Source organism: Rhizobium sp. 01T444 (assembly GCF_056398305.1).
Window position 1 is genome coordinate 12,038 of record NZ_JBFTPD010000007.1, and the last position, 15,810, is coordinate 27,847.

The 15,810-nt window shown below is 58.5% G+C and carries 13 protein-coding genes and 1 pseudogene; 6 read left to right on the forward strand and 8 right to left on the reverse strand.

All coding sequences use genetic code 11. The features are described from left to right. The first annotated feature begins 99 nt into the window (after nucleotides 1-99). The 5 genes and pseudogenes from AC1DTN_RS12780 (at nucleotide 100) to AC1DTN_RS12800 (ending at nucleotide 4,710) form a co-directional block, all read left to right on the forward strand. Entirely contained in the window at nucleotides 100-279 is a 180-nt protein-coding gene (locus AC1DTN_RS12780; protein ID WP_439017676.1) for a hypothetical protein, read from the forward strand. Between the two features lie 159 nt (nucleotides 280-438). Beyond that, on the forward strand, nucleotides 439-3,162 hold the full coding sequence (locus AC1DTN_RS12785; RefSeq protein WP_477921235.1) for a hybrid sensor histidine kinase/response regulator: 2,724 nt from the start codon (nucleotides 439-441) through the stop codon (nucleotides 3,160-3,162). Nucleotides 3,163-3,283: 121 nt separating this feature from the next. Then, complete coding sequence (locus AC1DTN_RS12790) at nucleotides 3,284-3,598, forward strand: plasmid stabilization protein (protein ID WP_113323702.1); 315 nt, start codon at nucleotides 3,284-3,286, stop codon at nucleotides 3,596-3,598. Nucleotides 3,599-3,668: 70 nt separating this feature from the next. Then, nucleotides 3,669-3,935: pseudogene (locus tag AC1DTN_RS12795) on the forward strand (DUF3175 domain-containing protein); the annotation flags it as partial. A 40-nt stretch (nucleotides 3,936-3,975) separates the two neighbouring features. Continuing rightward, nucleotides 3,976-4,710, forward strand: coding sequence for a glutathione S-transferase (locus AC1DTN_RS12800; protein ID WP_439017673.1), 735 nt, complete (start codon nucleotides 3,976-3,978; stop codon nucleotides 4,708-4,710). Between the two features lie 165 nt (nucleotides 4,711-4,875). Here AC1DTN_RS12800 and AC1DTN_RS12805 read toward each other — a convergent pair whose 3' ends face one another. The 3 genes from AC1DTN_RS12805 to AC1DTN_RS12815 all read right to left on the reverse strand — a co-directional run bounded on the left by AC1DTN_RS12805 (nucleotide 4,876) and on the right by AC1DTN_RS12815 (nucleotide 8,938). Further along, on the reverse strand, nucleotides 4,876-5,886 hold the full coding sequence (locus tag AC1DTN_RS12805) for a DNA topoisomerase IB (protein WP_477921238.1): 1,011 nt from the start codon (nucleotides 5,884-5,886) through the stop codon (nucleotides 4,876-4,878). A gap of 17 nt (nucleotides 5,887-5,903) precedes the next feature. Beyond that, nucleotides 5,904-8,060 (reverse strand): glycogen debranching protein GlgX, encoded by a 2,157-nt coding sequence (gene glgX, locus AC1DTN_RS12810; protein WP_113323698.1) that lies wholly within the window; start codon nucleotides 8,058-8,060, stop codon nucleotides 5,904-5,906. 83 nt (nucleotides 8,061-8,143) lie between these two features. Next, entirely contained in the window at nucleotides 8,144-8,938 is a 795-nt protein-coding gene (locus tag AC1DTN_RS12815) for an SDR family NAD(P)-dependent oxidoreductase (protein ID WP_113323697.1), read from the reverse strand. Nucleotides 8,939-9,145: 207 nt separating this feature from the next. On the opposite strand from AC1DTN_RS12815, the gene AC1DTN_RS12820 reads away from it, so the two are divergent. Then, entirely contained in the window at nucleotides 9,146-10,033 is an 888-nt protein-coding gene (locus AC1DTN_RS12820; RefSeq protein ID WP_477921241.1) for an amino acid ABC transporter substrate-binding protein, read from the forward strand. Nucleotides 10,034-10,040: 7 nt separating this feature from the next. Here the strand turns inward: AC1DTN_RS12820 and pcaF are convergent, their stop codons facing one another. The 5 genes from pcaF to AC1DTN_RS12845 form a co-directional block, all read right to left on the reverse strand. Next, entirely contained in the window at nucleotides 10,041-11,243 is a 1,203-nt protein-coding gene (gene pcaF / locus AC1DTN_RS12825; protein ID WP_477921243.1) for a 3-oxoadipyl-CoA thiolase, read from the reverse strand. Between the two features lie 10 nt (nucleotides 11,244-11,253). Continuing rightward, entirely contained in the window at nucleotides 11,254-11,943 is a 690-nt protein-coding gene (locus tag AC1DTN_RS12830; protein WP_477921245.1) for a CoA transferase subunit B, read from the reverse strand. Next, nucleotides 11,940-12,647, reverse strand: a complete 708-nt coding sequence (locus AC1DTN_RS12835; RefSeq protein WP_477921247.1) for a 3-oxoacid CoA-transferase subunit A — start codon at nucleotides 12,645-12,647, stop codon at nucleotides 11,940-11,942. The genes AC1DTN_RS12830 and AC1DTN_RS12835 overlap by 4 nt, the downstream gene beginning before the upstream one ends. A 531-nt stretch (nucleotides 12,648-13,178) precedes the next feature. Continuing rightward, on the reverse strand, nucleotides 13,179-14,177 hold the full coding sequence (locus tag AC1DTN_RS12840) for a hypothetical protein (RefSeq protein ID WP_477921248.1): 999 nt from the start codon (nucleotides 14,175-14,177) through the stop codon (nucleotides 13,179-13,181). Nucleotides 14,178-14,190: 13 nt separating this feature from the next. Beyond that, entirely contained in the window at nucleotides 14,191-15,354 is a 1,164-nt protein-coding gene (locus AC1DTN_RS12845; RefSeq protein WP_477921249.1) for a hypothetical protein, read from the reverse strand. Nucleotides 15,355-15,810 lie beyond the last annotated feature (456 nt).

Here is a 15,810-nt window from a genome sequence, read left to right on the forward strand (position 1 = left end):
CAAACAGGGGAAGTTGCCGTGAACAACCATTTCGCCCATGCCCTTGCCATCCCAGTTCCTGCGGCCTCCGGCCGGGGTTTTCCAGCACAGGTGTGAGGGATGGAGATGTCGCTTCTTCTGATCGCCGCTTTGCTCTATGTCGGTTTCGCGCTGGGGCTCATCCTTCTGGTTGATAATATAGTCGGCGTATTTTTTCGCGATCCGCGCAAGCCGATCCAGATTCGTTCTTTTGCTCTGAGCCGCGCCTTCATCGCCTCGCAGAAGCTGGACCAAGAATAACAAACATAAACAGCTTTTTTGCGAGTAATCGGACGCTTTGCTCGGTTAACGATATTTGCAGCTCGCTCTTTCCCTCCTGCCCGACGCCTCTATTTTGTCGACGGTGGACCGGCAGACCCGGCTCGGGTGATGCCATAGTAAGATTGAAAGCGATTTTTGATGGCACGGGTTGGGGGTCGCTGGCCGGAAGGCGATAGCGAAATCGGGAATTTGTTGCGCCGGAATGGTTTGGATGCTGCCGGGATCGGGTCAGTCGAAGCATGGCCGAGTTCACTCCGGCATATCGCGGAAATGGTTGTCAATTCACGCCAGCCGAAATTCGTCGCCTGGGGTCCCGAACTCGCCTTCATCTATAACGACGCCTATGTCGCGATCTTTCCCGAACGGCATCCTGCCGCCCTCGGAAAGCCATTTCAGCAGGTGTGGTCGGATATCTGGCCGCAGTTCGAGCCGATCGTGGAAGCCACGCTTAACGGTCAGTCACAGCTCTACAAGGAGCTGCACGTTCCCATGCGGCGCGAGGGACAGACGGAAGACACCTGGTTCACCTTTTCCTATACGCCGCTACGGGACGATGACGGCAAGGTCGCCGGCATTCTCTGCGCGACGATGGAAGTGACGGACCAGGTGCTTGCCAAGCACCGAGAGCGCATCGCTTTGGATGAGGCGCGGGAAAAATCCGCAACACTCGCCGTCGTTAATAGGGCCGGCTCGGCGATTACCGCCGAACTCAATGTCGATCGCCTGACACAGATCGCGGTTGATGCAGGGGTAGCGTTGACGGGCGCCGAATTCGGCGCCTTCTTCTACAATGTCGATGATGGTGAAGGCGGCAGTTACATGCTTTACGCGCTGTCGGGTGTCGACCGGAAACATTTCGACAAGTTTCCGATGCCGCGCAACACCAAGGTTTTTGCACCGACTTTCAGCGGCGAGGGCGTCGTGCGCTCCGACGATATCCTGCTTGATCCACGCTACGGGCAGAATGCGCCACATTCCGGTATGCCGAGCGGCCACCTGCCTGTGCGCAGCTATCTCGCCGTGCCGGTCAAGTCACGCGACGGCAACGTCATTGGCGGGCTGTTCTTCGGTCACAGCCAGCCCGCCCGCTTTTCGGATGCGGCAGAGGCAAGCCTCGTCAGCCTGGCTGGCCAGTCTGCCGTCGCAATCGACAACGCCCGGCTCATCCGCGCTGCCGAACTTGAGATCGTCCAGCGCCGCGGGGCCGAGGCCCAGCTTCGCAAACTGAACGAAACGCTTGAGGTCCGTGTCGCCGCCGAAATCCTCGAACGCCAGCAGGCGGAAGCAGCCCTGCAGCAGGCGCAGAAGATGGAATCGATCGGCAAGCTCACCGGCGGCGTCGCGCACGATTTCAACAACCTGCTGCAGGTCATTTCAGGCAATCTCCAGCTTCTCGGCAAGGATGTGACGAATAATGGCCGGGCCAAGGAGCGCATCTCCAACGCGCTATCCGCCGTCGAGCGCGGATCGCGGCTCGCCAGCCAGCTTCTCGCCTTCGGCCGCCGCCAGCCGCTGGAGCCGAAGGTGATCAATATCGGCCGCCTCGTCTCTGCCATGGATGACATGCTGCGCCGCACGCTCGGTGAGGAAATCGAAGTGGAGACCATGCTCTCCGGCGGGCTCTGGAACAGTTTTGCCGACCCGATCCAAATCGAGAACGCACTGCTGAACCTTGCGATCAACTCCCGCGATGCAATGGATGGAGCAGGCAAACTGACGATCGAAGTGGGAAATGCCTTTCTCGACGATTCCTATAGCCGCACTCATCCGGAGGTCGCAGCCGGCCAATATGTGGTGCTCGCTGTGACCGACACTGGCTCAGGCATGCCACCGGAGATCATTGCGCAGGCTTTCGAACCGTTCTTCTCCACCAAACCGGAGGGCAAGGGCACCGGTCTCGGCCTTTCCATGGTCTACGGTTTCGTCAAGCAGTCCGGTGGTCACGTGAAGATTTACAGCGAGATCRGCGAAGGTACGACGGTGAAGCTCTATCTTCCCCGCTCCTTCCAAAGCGAGGACCGGATCACAACTGGCGACAACGTTCCCGCAACCGGCGGCACTGAGACGATTCTGGTCGCCGAGGATGATGAGGGCGTGCGCGCAACCGTCGTCGAGATGCTGACCGATCTCGGCTATTACGTACTGAAGGCCAAGGACGCGCAAAGCGCGTTGACCGTGATCGAAAGCGGCGCGCATATCGACCTGCTTTTTACCGACGTCGTCATGCCTGGTCCGCTGAAGAGCCCGGAGCTCGCCCGCATGRCCCGCGAGCGCCTGCCCAACGTCGCCGTGCTTTATACGTCAGGTTATACCGAAAACTCGATCGTCCATGGCGGCCGGCTCGATCCTGGCCTGGAGCTCCTGTCCAAGCCATACACACGGGAGGCCTTGGCGCGGAAAGTCCGCCACGTCCTCGTCAACCAGGCGCAACGCCGCCATACCAACCCGGCACCGCTGCCGGGCAGCGAGCAACCGGGCGACATCGTCCAGGCCAGGCTGAAGCTTCTGCTGGTCGAGGACGATGCCTTCATCCGCATGGATACTGCCGAAATCCTGCGGGATCTCGGCTATGACGTGATCGAAGCCGACAGCGGAGAACAGGGCATCGAACTCCTGCGCAGCGCAGATACGAATACAGATATTATCGTTGCCGATGTCGGCTTGCCGGGCATGTCCGGCCCGGCCTTCGCAGCGCTGGCGCGCAAAGCTTTCCCGTCGGTCGGCCTCGTCTTTGCGACTGGCAACAGCAATCTGCCGGATGCGAACCGCTTTTCCGGTTCCGTGCTGCTACCAAAGCCGTTTACCACCGCAGCACTCGACCGCGCTGTGAAGACCGCTGCCCGCCAGCGCCCCATTGCCTAGGCCCTGACTGCGTCAGGACCTTCAAGTTGCGGATATTTCCCAAACGGGCGGCGGCCGGGACGGCCTCGGAACTTTTTAGATGGCCAGCGGTTGAGCCTCTTTCGAACCAGAGGAGGCAGCCATGCCGAGAGGTGACAAATCCGCTTATACCGATAAGCAGAAGAGAAAGGCCGAGCATATCGAGGAAGGCTATGAGGACCGCGGCGTCTCCCAAGGGGAGGCTGAACGCCGTGCATGGGCAACCGTCAACAAGGAAAGCGGCGGCGGCAACAAATCAGGCTCCGGGCGCGGCAAGAAGGATACGAACGAATCCTCCGAAAAGGGCGGACGGATCGGCGGCCACGCCTCCGCATCCCGCTCGAAGGAAGAACGTTCCGCTTCCGCCAAGAAGGCAGCCGCCACCCGCAAGCGCAACGAACACCCCACCCATCACTGACGGCACCATCAGACACCAGCAACACGGTGTGGCCTCGCGCCGCATGCCGCTGCTCTAAAGGACACTCGCAATGGCGAAGAGCAAGCAGAAATGGTCACAGGGTGTCACCGAAAACAGTGACGCCATGGACCTCAAGGAAGGTGTCTTTACATCCAACGATCCGAAGAAGATCGCCGCTTCCCTGAAACACTCGGCCGAAAACAGCGACCGGCGCAAATCGAGCCCCTTCCGGTCGGCTATGTCGATGCTGAATTTCTACATCAACCGTGCCGGAGACCAGTTGACGAAGAAGCAGAAGGGCACACTTGAAAAGACGAAGGACGAACTTCGCAAGGATTCGGCCGCGAAACAAGGCGTTAAAGACATTACGAGGGCAAATGACTTACGAGCTTTATTATTGGGACGGCATCCAAGGCCGTGGAGAATTTGTGCGGCTGGCACTTGAGGAAGCGGGTGCCGACTATATCGACATTACCCGCCAGTCCGGTCGCGGGCGCGGCACCGGCGCGATGCTGAGCATCATGCAGAGCAATAGCGAAGCGCATATTCCCTTCGCCCCACCCTTCCTCAAGGAAGGCGATCTCATCGTTCCGCATGTCGCCAACATTCTGCTGTACCTCGGCCCCAAACTCGGCCTGGCGCCTGATGACGAAGGGCTGCGCTATGTCGTAAACGGGTTGCAGCTCACGATCACCGATTTCGTCGCCGAGGTGCATGACACACATCACCCGATTGCCACCTCGCTCTACTACGAGGACCAGAAGGAAGAAGCCAAGGCCCGCTCGGCCGATTTCATCAAGGAGCGCATCCCAAAATTCCTCGGCTATTTCGAGCGCGTGCTGCGGCAGAATCCCCATGGCTCCAAACATGTAGCCGGCAATGCACTGACTTATGTGGACCTGTCGCTCTTCCAGATCGTCGAGGGTCTCGCTTATGCCTTTCCAAAGGCGATGGGCAGCTACCGCAGCAAATATCCGCTGCTAGCCGCCCTCCATGACAGCGTCGAGCATCGCCCCAACATCGCCCGCTATCTGAAATCCGACCGCCGCCTGCCTTTCAGCACGGAAGGCATTTTCCGCCACTATCCGGAACTCGACATGGATGCGCCCTGATCAGGCATTGCTTTCAATTTTTCGGGATCGATGTCTTTGCCATCGGTTTTACCTTCGATCCAGAATTTGAAATGTCGAGAGGTCGAGGAGGGCCGCCACGAGAACGTGTCGCCATACTCGCCTGTTGAACGCGTAATCTGCGGCTTCGCCGCGGGTTCTTTTTATTCACTTGGCAATGGTGTGACGCGTCAGGAAATCCAGCATGCGGTTCTCATCCGCCCGAAGCCCCCGCAGGGGTTCGCTACAGCCCTCCTCCAGCGTCTCATCCTTGGCTGAAAGCGCAATGATTGCCGGGTGGATGTAGCTGGAGCGCGAGATCGCCGGCGTATTATGCAGGACGTCGGCCGCAGCTTCCGACATCTCCTTGACGGTCGGCCGTCGTCCTTCCGATATGGCGTTGCGCGCCGCGCCGAAAGCGGCAAGCGAACCTGCCCATGTGCGGAAGGTCTTGGCGGAAATGGCAATGCCCGAGATGTCAGCGAGATAGGCATTCAGCCGGCCGGAATCGATCGGTTTCAGCGCACCTGTCTCGTCTTTCCAGACGAAGAGCTGCCTGCCCGGCAGATCGGCGATCTCTTCCAACATCTTCTGCAGGCGTGGATGCTTGAGACTGCGCTGCACGCGCTTGCCGCCCTTGGCGCGGAATTTCAATTCGATGCGACCGTCAACGATCTTCAGATGGCGCTTCAGCAATGTTGTTGCACCATAGGTATCGTTCTCCTTCACATAGGCCTGGTTGCCGACGCGCAGATGCGCTTCGTCGAGCAATATCGTCAGCGCTGCAAGCACACCGTTGATGTCCTCTGCGCCGGTATTGAGATGGCGCAGCACCGTTCGCCGGATCTTTGGCAGTGCATTGCCGAACTCGATGAGTTGATGGAATTTGCCGGTGCTGCGGAAGGCCTGCCAATCCTTGTGATAGCGGTATTGTTTGCGGCCACGGACATCGAAGCCGGTGGCCTGCAGATGACCGTTCTCGTCAATGCAAATCCACACATTTTCATAGGCCGGCGGCAGTCCGAGCGCATGGATACGGGCCCGCTGGATCTCGTCGGCCAGCGTTTTCCCATCCGGCAGCGTATAGCTGAAGCCCTTGCCTTTTCGTCGTCTGCGGATACCCGGTTCGGTATCGCTGACATAAATCAGACCAAGCTCAGTGATGACGTCGGCATTCATTGCTTGCTACTGATCCGTCACCTGCTCCGCCGACCGAAGTGGAACCACCTGCGCCGTTCGGCCTTGCTTGCATCCTTTGGCGGCCGGGTCTGCCCCTTCGGCGCAAAGACTGCAATGCTTTGGGCATAAACCATGACGGGACCTTCCTGCTCATGGAGCTTGAAAGCATCCTCCTCAGCGCCGGTATCGAGTACACGCGCCCAGTGCTTCAGCCCGTTGACCTCGGGCAAATGCACCTCGCAATCACCGCCGGCGTTGAAGACCAGATAGAGATCATCCATCTCCTCGGTATCGGGGGAATGCGCACTCGTCGAGAGATAGACGCCGAGCACTTGAAGTCCGTCGTCGTTCCAGGCGCCGTCATCCATGAAACTGGCGTCCGGCTTGTACCAGGCGATTTCGATCCGCCCGTCCTCGGTACTGTCGCCTGTCAGAAAGCGCTCCTGCCTCAGCACCGGATGCGCCTTGCGGAACGCGACGACCTTGCGGCAGAAAGAAAGGAACGGATCATCGAGGCCGTCCCATTTCGTCCAGCCAATCTCATTGTCCTGACAATAGGCATTGTTGTTGCCACCCTGACTGTTGCCGACCTCATCGCCGGCAAGGATCATCGGCACGCCCTGGGAGAGCATCAAGGTCGCCATCATGTTACGGCGCCGGCGTACTCGCAGCCTGTTGATGTCCTCGTCATCGGTCACCCCCTCGACACCCATATTGTCCGAATGATTGTCTGAATGACCGTCCCTGTTGTCCTCACCATTTGCCTCATTGTGCTTGTCGTCGAAGGAAACCGTATCCATCAGCGTGAAGCCGTCATGCGCCGACAGCAGATTAATTGATGACGTCGCCCCGCGAGCCGAGTGATTGAACTGCACCGCCGAGCCGGTGATGCGCTGCGAGATCTCCGACACCATTCCGCCGTCTCCCTTCCAGAAGCGGCGTACATCGTCACGGAACTTATCGTTCCACTCGCGGAAAGGATGCGGGAAGCCGCCGACCTGATAGCCGCCGGCTCCGACATCCCAAGGTTCGGCGATCAGCTTGACCCCGGCAAGGATCGGATCCTGGCGGATCGCGCCGAAGAACAGGCCCTGCCGGTCGAATTCCATATCCTGGCGGCCGAGCGTGCTGGCAAGATCGAAGCGGAAACCATCGATATGCATGGCGCCGACCCAGTAACGCAGACTGTCCAGCACCATGCGCATGACCATCGGATGAGCAACGTTCAGCGTATTGCCGGTGCCTGTCGTATCGAAAGTATGGCGCGGATCGTCGGGCGAGAGGATGTAGTAGCTTGCGTTGTCGAGACCGCGGAAAGACATCGTCGGCCCCTTCTCGCTGCCCTCGGCCGTGTGGTTATAGACGACATCCATGATGACTTCGATGCCGGCGGCATGGAACTTCCTCACCATGGTCTTGATCTCAATGATCTTGTCACCCGAGAGATAGCGTGCCTGCGGTGCGAAGAAACCGAGCGTCTGGTAGCCCCAGTAATTCGTGAGCTTCTTCTCTTCGAGATAGCGGTCGTTCGGGAAGAACTGGATCGGCAGCAGCTCGATCGCGGAAATGCCGAGCTTCACGAGATGATCGATGATCGGATCGCTGCACATGCCGAGAAAGGTGCCACGCAATCTGTCCGGCACTTTCGGATGCAGCATCGTCAGTCCCCGGACATGCGCCTCATAGATGATTGTTTCCGGCCATGGCCGCCGGATCGCTTCCTCACCGGCCCAGTCGAAATCCGGATCCTGAACGACACCCTTGACCATGTAAGGCGCGCTATCGCGCTCGTCGAAGGAAAGATCGTCCTTGCCGATCGTATAACCATAGAGCGCGTCGTCCCATTTGAGATCACCGAGCACCTGCTTGGCATAGGGATCGAGCAGCAGCTTGTTGGCATTGAAGCGATGGCCGTTCTTCGGGTCGTAAGGACCGTGCGCGCGGTAGCCATAGACCGTGCCAGGGCCGACGCCGGCAATGTAGCCCGACCAGATATCACCCTCGCGCTTCGGCAGCGGCAACCGGGCAATCTCTTTCTTGCCATCGGGAGAGAACAGGCAGAGCTCCACCTGTTCTGCGTGTGCGGAGAAAACCGCAAAATGCGTGCCTGAACCGATATATTCCGCCCCCAGCTCCGGTTTCAGGAAGTCGAGTTCGGAAAAGGAAAAGCTCATGACGCCCCCGTTTGCTGAATGGCCAAGCGGGAAACGTCATTGCAGTGCGAAAGTTCCCTCAGTTTGCGTCGTTTTGGCCCAGATCAGGGCATCAGCTGGCCGCCATTGACCTCGATGATCTGGCCGGTGATGTAACCTGACAAGGTCGGCGAGGCGAGGAAGAGATAAGCGCCGACGCAATCTTCCGACGTGCCAACGAAGCCCATCGGGATTGACTTGCGTTGCAGTTCCATCTGCTCGTCATTCGTATAGCGCTCGTGGAAGGGCGTGGCGATGACGCCCGGCGCGACCGCATTGACACGGATCTTGTCGGCGACAAATTCCTTGGCGTGGCCGTGAGTAATCGTCGAGACGAAACCCTTCGAAGCCGCATAGAGAATTGCACCATTGCCGCCGCCATTGCGCGCCGCAATCGAGGTCGTGTTGATGATGAAACCGCCCTGCTTCTTCAGCCAGGGATGGGCAGCGCGCGTTGCCGCCAGCACCGAGCGGGCATTGAGGTTCATGACCTTCTCATAATGCTCATCGGTATATTCCGAAGTCGGCTTGCGGCCGAGCATGCCGCCGGCATTGTTGATCAGGCCGTCGAGATGGCCGAAGGTCTTGGCCGTCTCTTCGACGACACGCTCCGTCTCACCTTCCCGCGAGACGTCGCCATGCACCAGATGCACCGTACCCCCAGCTGCCCTGATCTCCTCGGCAAGCTTTTCGGCCGGTTCACGGCTGGCATTGTAGTGCACGCCGACCTTGACGCCCTGGGCGGCCAGAGCGCGGGCGACGGCAGCGCCGATGCCTGTCGAGGCGCCGGTGATCAGCACGGCCTTGCCGGCGAGGTCTGGAATTCTGATGGATGCAAGCAATTGAGCAAGATCTGCCATGGCGACGATAGCCTCCCGAAAAACCAAGGACATAGGTGATGAAACGATATGTGCCAGTCTTAGCAGGCGAGATCGTGGAAGGGCAATGCACGAAAGAGCGAGATGGGCAAGCCTGCGGCAACGGGTGCTTCCGTTGACAAATGACCGGCAGGCCATAGTCTCAGCCTTCGGTCCGCGGTGAGGGTTGCGGCTCTTTGAGGGGAAGACATGTTCAAGCGCGTGAGATGGCTGCTTTTTCTGGGCCTTGCCCTCGGTCCTTCTGCATACGGGCCTGCAGATGCCCAGACACTCGACACGATCAGGCAGAGCAAGATCATCCGTCTCGGCTATATCGCCGACGAGAAGCCCTTCTCCTTCAAGAAGGCGGACGGCAGCCCTGCCGGCTATGCGATCGATCTCTGCCGCCGCATCGCCGATGAGATCGGCCTTAACGTTTCCGGCCTCAAGAAGAACTATATCGAGACGACGCTGTCTGATGGTTTCGGCGCGGTGAAGGACGGCAAGATCGATCTGCTCTGCGGTGCGACCACGATCAATCTTGCACGACGCGAAAACGTCGACTTCTCCCAGCCTATCTTCCTGACGGGTGCCAGTGCGCTCCTGCGCAAGGATTCACCCGATTACCTGCAGATTCTCTTTCTCGACAAGCGCCCCGTCAGCGCTGTCGACCTGAAGTCGCCCGCTCAGAGCTCGATCGGCGTGCGCGCCGGCACGACGACCGGTGCAACGCTGCGCGACGCCATTGGTCCCGACGTGCCGCAGACCCGCATCGTCGATTTCCCGACGCATGAGGACGGTTTGAAGGCGCTTGAGGAGCACAAGATCGATGCCTATTTTGCCGACCGGTCCCTTCTCATCGGCCTTGCCGACCGGGCGGGCAACCCTTCCAAACTCGAGCTCGGCAGCCGCCTTTTCACCCACGAGCCTTATGGCATCGCGATGCGGCGCGACGATTCCGACTTCCGGCTTCTCGTCGACCGCACGTTGACGGGCCTCTACACCTCGAACGATTTCCCAAAGCTGCTCAAGACCTTTTTCGGCGCCGACGCACCGGCCCTGCGCAGCGAAATCATGATGCAGTCGATCCCCGAATAGGCCGCTCTCAGACCCGTTCGAGCGCCACGGCGATGCCTTGGCCGACCCCGATGCACATGGTCGACAGCGAATAACGACCGCCGGTTTCACCAAGCTCCAGTGCCGCGGTGCCGGTGATGCGGGCACCCGACATGCCGAGCGGATGGCCGAGCGCAATCGCACCGCCATTGCGGTTTACGCGCTGATCGTCATCGGCAATGCCGAGCTCGCGTAGAACGGCAAGCCCCTGGCTGGCAAAGGCTTCGTTGAGCTCGATCACATCAAACTGTTCCTGCCTCATGCCAAGCCGCGTCATCAGCTTTCGCGAAGCCGGGACGGGGCCGATGCCCATGACGCGCGGCGGGACAGCCCCGGCCGCACCTCCGAGAATACGGGCAATCGGCGTCAGGCCATATTTCCTGGCCGCAGCTTCCGAAGCGATGATGAGGGCAGCCGCTCCGTCATTGACGCCGGAGGCATTGCCGGCCGTTACCGTACCGCCCTGACGGAAAGGCGTCGGCAACTTGGCGAGCGCTTCCATGCTGGTTGCGCGCGGATGTTCATCCTTCTCGACGATGATCGGATCGCCCTTGCGCTGCGGGATGGTCACCGAGGTGATTTCCTTGGCCAGCCTGCCGCTTGCCTGGGAAGCCGCAGCCTTGGCCTGTGAGCGTACGGCAAAGGCGTCCTGATCCTCGCGGCTCACTTTGTAATCCTCGGCAACATTTTCGCCGGTCTCCGGCATGGAATCGACGCCATACTGCTTCTTCATCAGTGGGTTGACGAAACGCCAGCCGATCGTCGTATCGTGGATTTCCGCCGCACGCGAAAAGGCCGTATCGGCCTTCGGCATCACGAAGGGGGCTCGCGACATGCTTTCCGCGCCGCCGGCAATCATCATTTCGGCCTCGCCTGATCGGATGGCGCGCGCCGCGGTGATGACCGCATCCATGCCCGAGCCGCAGAGCCGGTTGATCGTTGTGCCCGGCACAGAAACCGGAAGGCCGGCGAGAAGCAGCGACATGCGGGCGACATTACGGTTGTCCTCGCCCGCCTGATTGGCGCAGCCGAAGACGACGTCATCGACCGCTTCCCAGTCGACGGAAGCGTTCTTCGCCATCAGCGCCTTCAGCGGAATGGCGCCGAGATCATCGGCGCGCACGGAGGAGAGCGAGCCGCCATAACGGCCAATGGGCGTGCGGATATAATCGCAGATAAAGGCTTCGGTCATGGACTTGTCCTCAGAGTTCGGGAACAACGAGATCGGCAACCCGCCCCTCGATATGGAGCGGCGCACCGGTCATGGCCTGCAGTTCCTCGACCGACATCGCGGCAAGTTTCTCGCGCAGCACGAAACGTCCGTCCTTGATGTCGATGACGGCATGGCTCGTATAGATGCGGGTGATGCAAGCCACCCCCGTCAGCGGGAAGGTGCATTTGTCGACCAGCTTCGGCTCGCCATTCTTGGTGACATGCTCGGTGATGACGCAGACCTGCTTGGCACCATGGACCAGATCCATGGCGCCGCCGACGGCCGGCACACCCTTGGCGCCGACGCGCCAATTGGCGAGATCGCCGTTTTGAGCGACCTGATAAGCGCCGAGGATCGCGACATCGAGATGGCCGCCGCGTACCATGGCAAAGCTATCGGCGTGATGGAAGAAGGCTGCACCCGGCTTCAGCGTCACTGCCTTCTTGCCGGCATTAATAAGGTCCCAATCCTCTTCGCCTGACGGTGGCGCCTCGCCGAAGTTGAGGATGCCGTTTTCCGTATGGAAGATCGCCTGCCGGCCCGGCGGCTGATAGCGGGCAACCATTTCCGGAAAGCCGATGCCGAGGTTCACATAGGCGCCGTCGGCGATGTCCTGCGCCGCCCGCCAGGCGATTTGGGCGTTGGAGAGCTTGATCTCTTCTCTAATGTCGACGGTCATACGTAGGCCACCCCGGTTCGAATAAGCTCTTCTTCCTGTTGCGGATTGGCGATCTCAACGAGGCGGTCGACGAAGATGCCGGGTGTGACGACATGCTCAGGATCGATGCCGCCGGCCGGCACGATGCTCGAGACCTGCGCGATCGTCTTGGCAGCCGCCATGCACATCAGCGGGTTAAAGTTGCGGCCGGCCTTGTTGTAGGTGAGGTTGCCATGGGTATCGCCGACATGCGCCTTGACGATCGCAAAATCGGCCTTCAGCCAACGTTCCTGCACATAGTGGCGGCCGTCGAACTCGGCGATGACCTTGCCTTCTGCAAGATCGGTCCCATAGCCGGTCGGCGTAAAGAAAGCAGGAATGCCGGCTCCGCCGGCGCGGATCCGCTCGGCGAGCGTTCCCTGCGGCACGAGCTCCAGCTCGATTTCGCCTGCAAGATACTTGTCGGTGAAGGCACGCGGGTCGGACGAGCGCGGGAAGGAGCAAATCATCTTCCTGACCATGCCGGCATCGATCATGGCGGCGATACCGATGCGGCCATTGCCGGCATTGTTGTTGATGACCGTGAGGTTCTTCGGGCCCTTATCGATCAGGGCGTGAATGAGCTCGATCGGCGCACCCGAACCTCCAAAGCCACCAATCATGACGGTGGCGCCATCGCCGATTTTGGAGACGGCGTCAGCCGCGCTCCCGATTGTCTTGTCCATGCGGGATCTCTCCTTGCCGGATGAGGCCTCCTCGTGCCTCCCTGACGACAGACATAAAGCGAGAGCCATCCCGGCAGCAAGAATTTTGTGCGATATTTGACATTTGTTCGTATATCGCGCAGATCTGTTACGCGTGATGATCGTGGCCGTTTGATGAGTCTCTATCGCCCTAGTTTTGTCCCTTTGGAGCCGGTAGATTTGGTGGCCGAGGACTTATTTTCCATTATATTATTGTTTTTATTGTATTTTTTAGGTTGCATGCGCTGTAACTCGGACGCTGCGCTCAAATTAGCTTGCCCATTAATAAACGAATAACTTGCGCGCGACACTCGACATCAAAGGAAAATCGGCATCCAAGAACTTAGGGGATGTCGACTCCGCAGACTGATAGCCGCGCCCAGCGCTCTCTGATCGAAATCTTTGATTATCCGAAAGAGTCGCAGACGTTTACCGTTTGCCGGTCATTTTTCGCCGTCGGCGGCGAAGGCCGGTCAGGGTTCGATGCATTTGGCAAACGGCAGATTGCAGGCACTAAGTATCATAGAGCTTTAAATCACTCAGAGACATCGCCTCAACACCCTTCGAGAATTGCGCATCCATGGATATCTTCCCACCAGAGAATGCCGAAGACATCATTTCGTCTGCCTTCCTTTTTAATCGCGCTTTGTCCAGATCTATCAGATCCGGGCAAACCGATACAACGCGATTGAAGAACGCCTGGGCCTCCTCCGCGGGCTTGGTCTGTCCCGCGACAATAACCTTCTTAAGCTCCTCGAAAGCCGCGCGGAGACTATCGATCTCTCCCCAATCCGGATTGTCACGTCGCGATCTGACGGAGAAGACGCAGTAGCTGGCATCGAGAGCAGCGCCTTTATAGAGAAGTTTTCCAGACTCGTTCATTGTCAGCTGGCTTGGTATGATTTCCGCCGATGGTTTACGGATCACCGCATAGCGCTTCGCAAACGCTCCCTTCAAGGAGGTGTCGATTGCCAGCTCGAGCTCTACGTCGTCTTTCTGTCCTGCAATAAGGTCGAGACCCTCCGTCACTAAAGGGAGAAACGGATTAACGGCAGCCGTGATGCCCGGACTGACCGTATTTGAAAGCCGCACGACGTAATCAGCGATCTTCCCCGCTATGTTTCCAGTCTTGACCGCAAAGAGGCCAAGCTGCAATTGAAACGGATCTCCTCGCCATGGTATCACCTTGAACAAACGTTTATCGAATGTGATTACGTTGTTGAGGCTGCTTTGGCCGATGTTGGTAATCTCGGTCGGCTTCGTTACAGCGGAAAACTTCGTTGGCGCAGTACCTTCCCGAGCCGTCTCGGCGAACGCATAAACGATTCCATCGAAAGTCGTCGCGAATTTCCGAACGCGACCGAGATGAATTGAGTCAACATATAGTTCAATGTAGCTTTCGTCCGGCACCACCTGTGCGGCATCGTTCGGAGCACTCAAACTGTCAACAAACGCCCAGTCCGACGGCTTCTGACCCGCTATTTGTTCGATAAAGTTGCCTAACCACCCCATTACCGAACCTCCATCAAACAAGGGTGAGATCAAGTGCCGCAAGTGCGTTGGGAGCCCAGATCCACTCGGTGAATTCCGGTCGGTACCCATGCTTCGACATCCGGAAGGCAAAGCCGATCAGCTTGTCATTCCTATCAATCAACGCACTACCGCTGTCGCCGAGATCGGTGTCTTTGGTTGTCTGAATCCGTAGTTGAACAGCGGGATCAAGATTGAAGAGCCACGGATCGCTCGACTGGACCCAGGTCTGCGAGTTTGGATTTGTAAATCCATCGAAGGACACTGGCTCATTCGGAGCGGGTACCAAGTCCTGTGGGAGCCGCAAGCCGTTTCGTGCCCTCGGCGCAATGGGTTGAAAGACATCATCGACGGGAATGAAAACAAGATCCTGGACCTTGTCGTCGCCTTGAACACTGTAAGGTCTTTGATCGATCATCACAGTTGTACCAGTAGGGCCGGTACCATGATAGCAAGCTGTTACACCAAGATTACCGGCACGATCCCTACATACGATCCCGATCGTTGAAACCTGATTTCCGCGCCCTACACTAACGGCCGGCGAAAGGGCGCAGATCTCTTCCATCGGCGGATTGGGCAAATATACGATTTCCGGCCTGCCAATCGCGAAAAGTTCGGGAAGCAAGCTGACAGAGCCGCTTAAAGCCTGGAGCAGCCGAAATTCTGGCGTACCGGCGACCGTCGCTCGCCTGGACCTGGAGGCGAATGGTGATGAGATCACCTCGAAAAGAAGTGTGAGTGGAAGGTCCAGTAAATCTGAAGCTAGCCGACCCCGATTGCCAATATCCCGGTCGGTTAGCACCATCACGACCGGAGCGGAATCTCCGGGCAGCGTTGAGATGAGGGTTCTCTCGTCTGGACTCACCTGGCCGCTCACGCGCAGACATTCCGCGATCGCTTCGCAACCCAATTGCTTAATGGTTTGAAGACCCCGTATGGGATCGTCGCCTGCTTGCTGGAGAGCAGTGTGTCCCAGGTTCGTTTCGAGCATTCGGGTCATCACAGGCGCTTGCGCAAGCGAGAAGACGTCAAATTTGCAGTTGCTCAACAGTTCAGGGTCGACGCGCGGTCCACGGCGACCGGCTGCCCCGAAAGGACGCCAATGAGCACGAGGGGTATCGGCGTCACCTTCTTGAAGCGCCTCATAGACCAGACCCAAGAGAGAATCCGGCCGCTCACGTCTAAGCGTTGTTGGAGCTGTTGGCATTGCCCCCTCCGTTCCATTGGCCGACGATAGGCGCCCTAAAGGGCACCGCTGAACACTCTGATCACTTCGGCAAACAATAGCGCGTTAAGTCAAGTACAAACCAAAGACCGTTACTTCTTTGATTCACGCTCCGGGCGTCACAGCCCCAGATACAGAGATCATATACGCAAAATCCACATCTCCGTATGAGTTAACACTCAAACTATGCTTATATTTACTGCTTCCGTCAACGGATTTCGCGTTAAAGATGTTGGTAGCTGCAACCTAAGCCGCCAACCAATATCAGAGTTGTTCGGTGTGAGAGGCGGCGCTTGGTAATGGATAGGCGGTCATCCTGGCAATGACAGTAAGCCGGTTCTCAATGACGTCAGATTGTTGGCAAGCAGGCGAGGCAAGATCGGCAGAAGA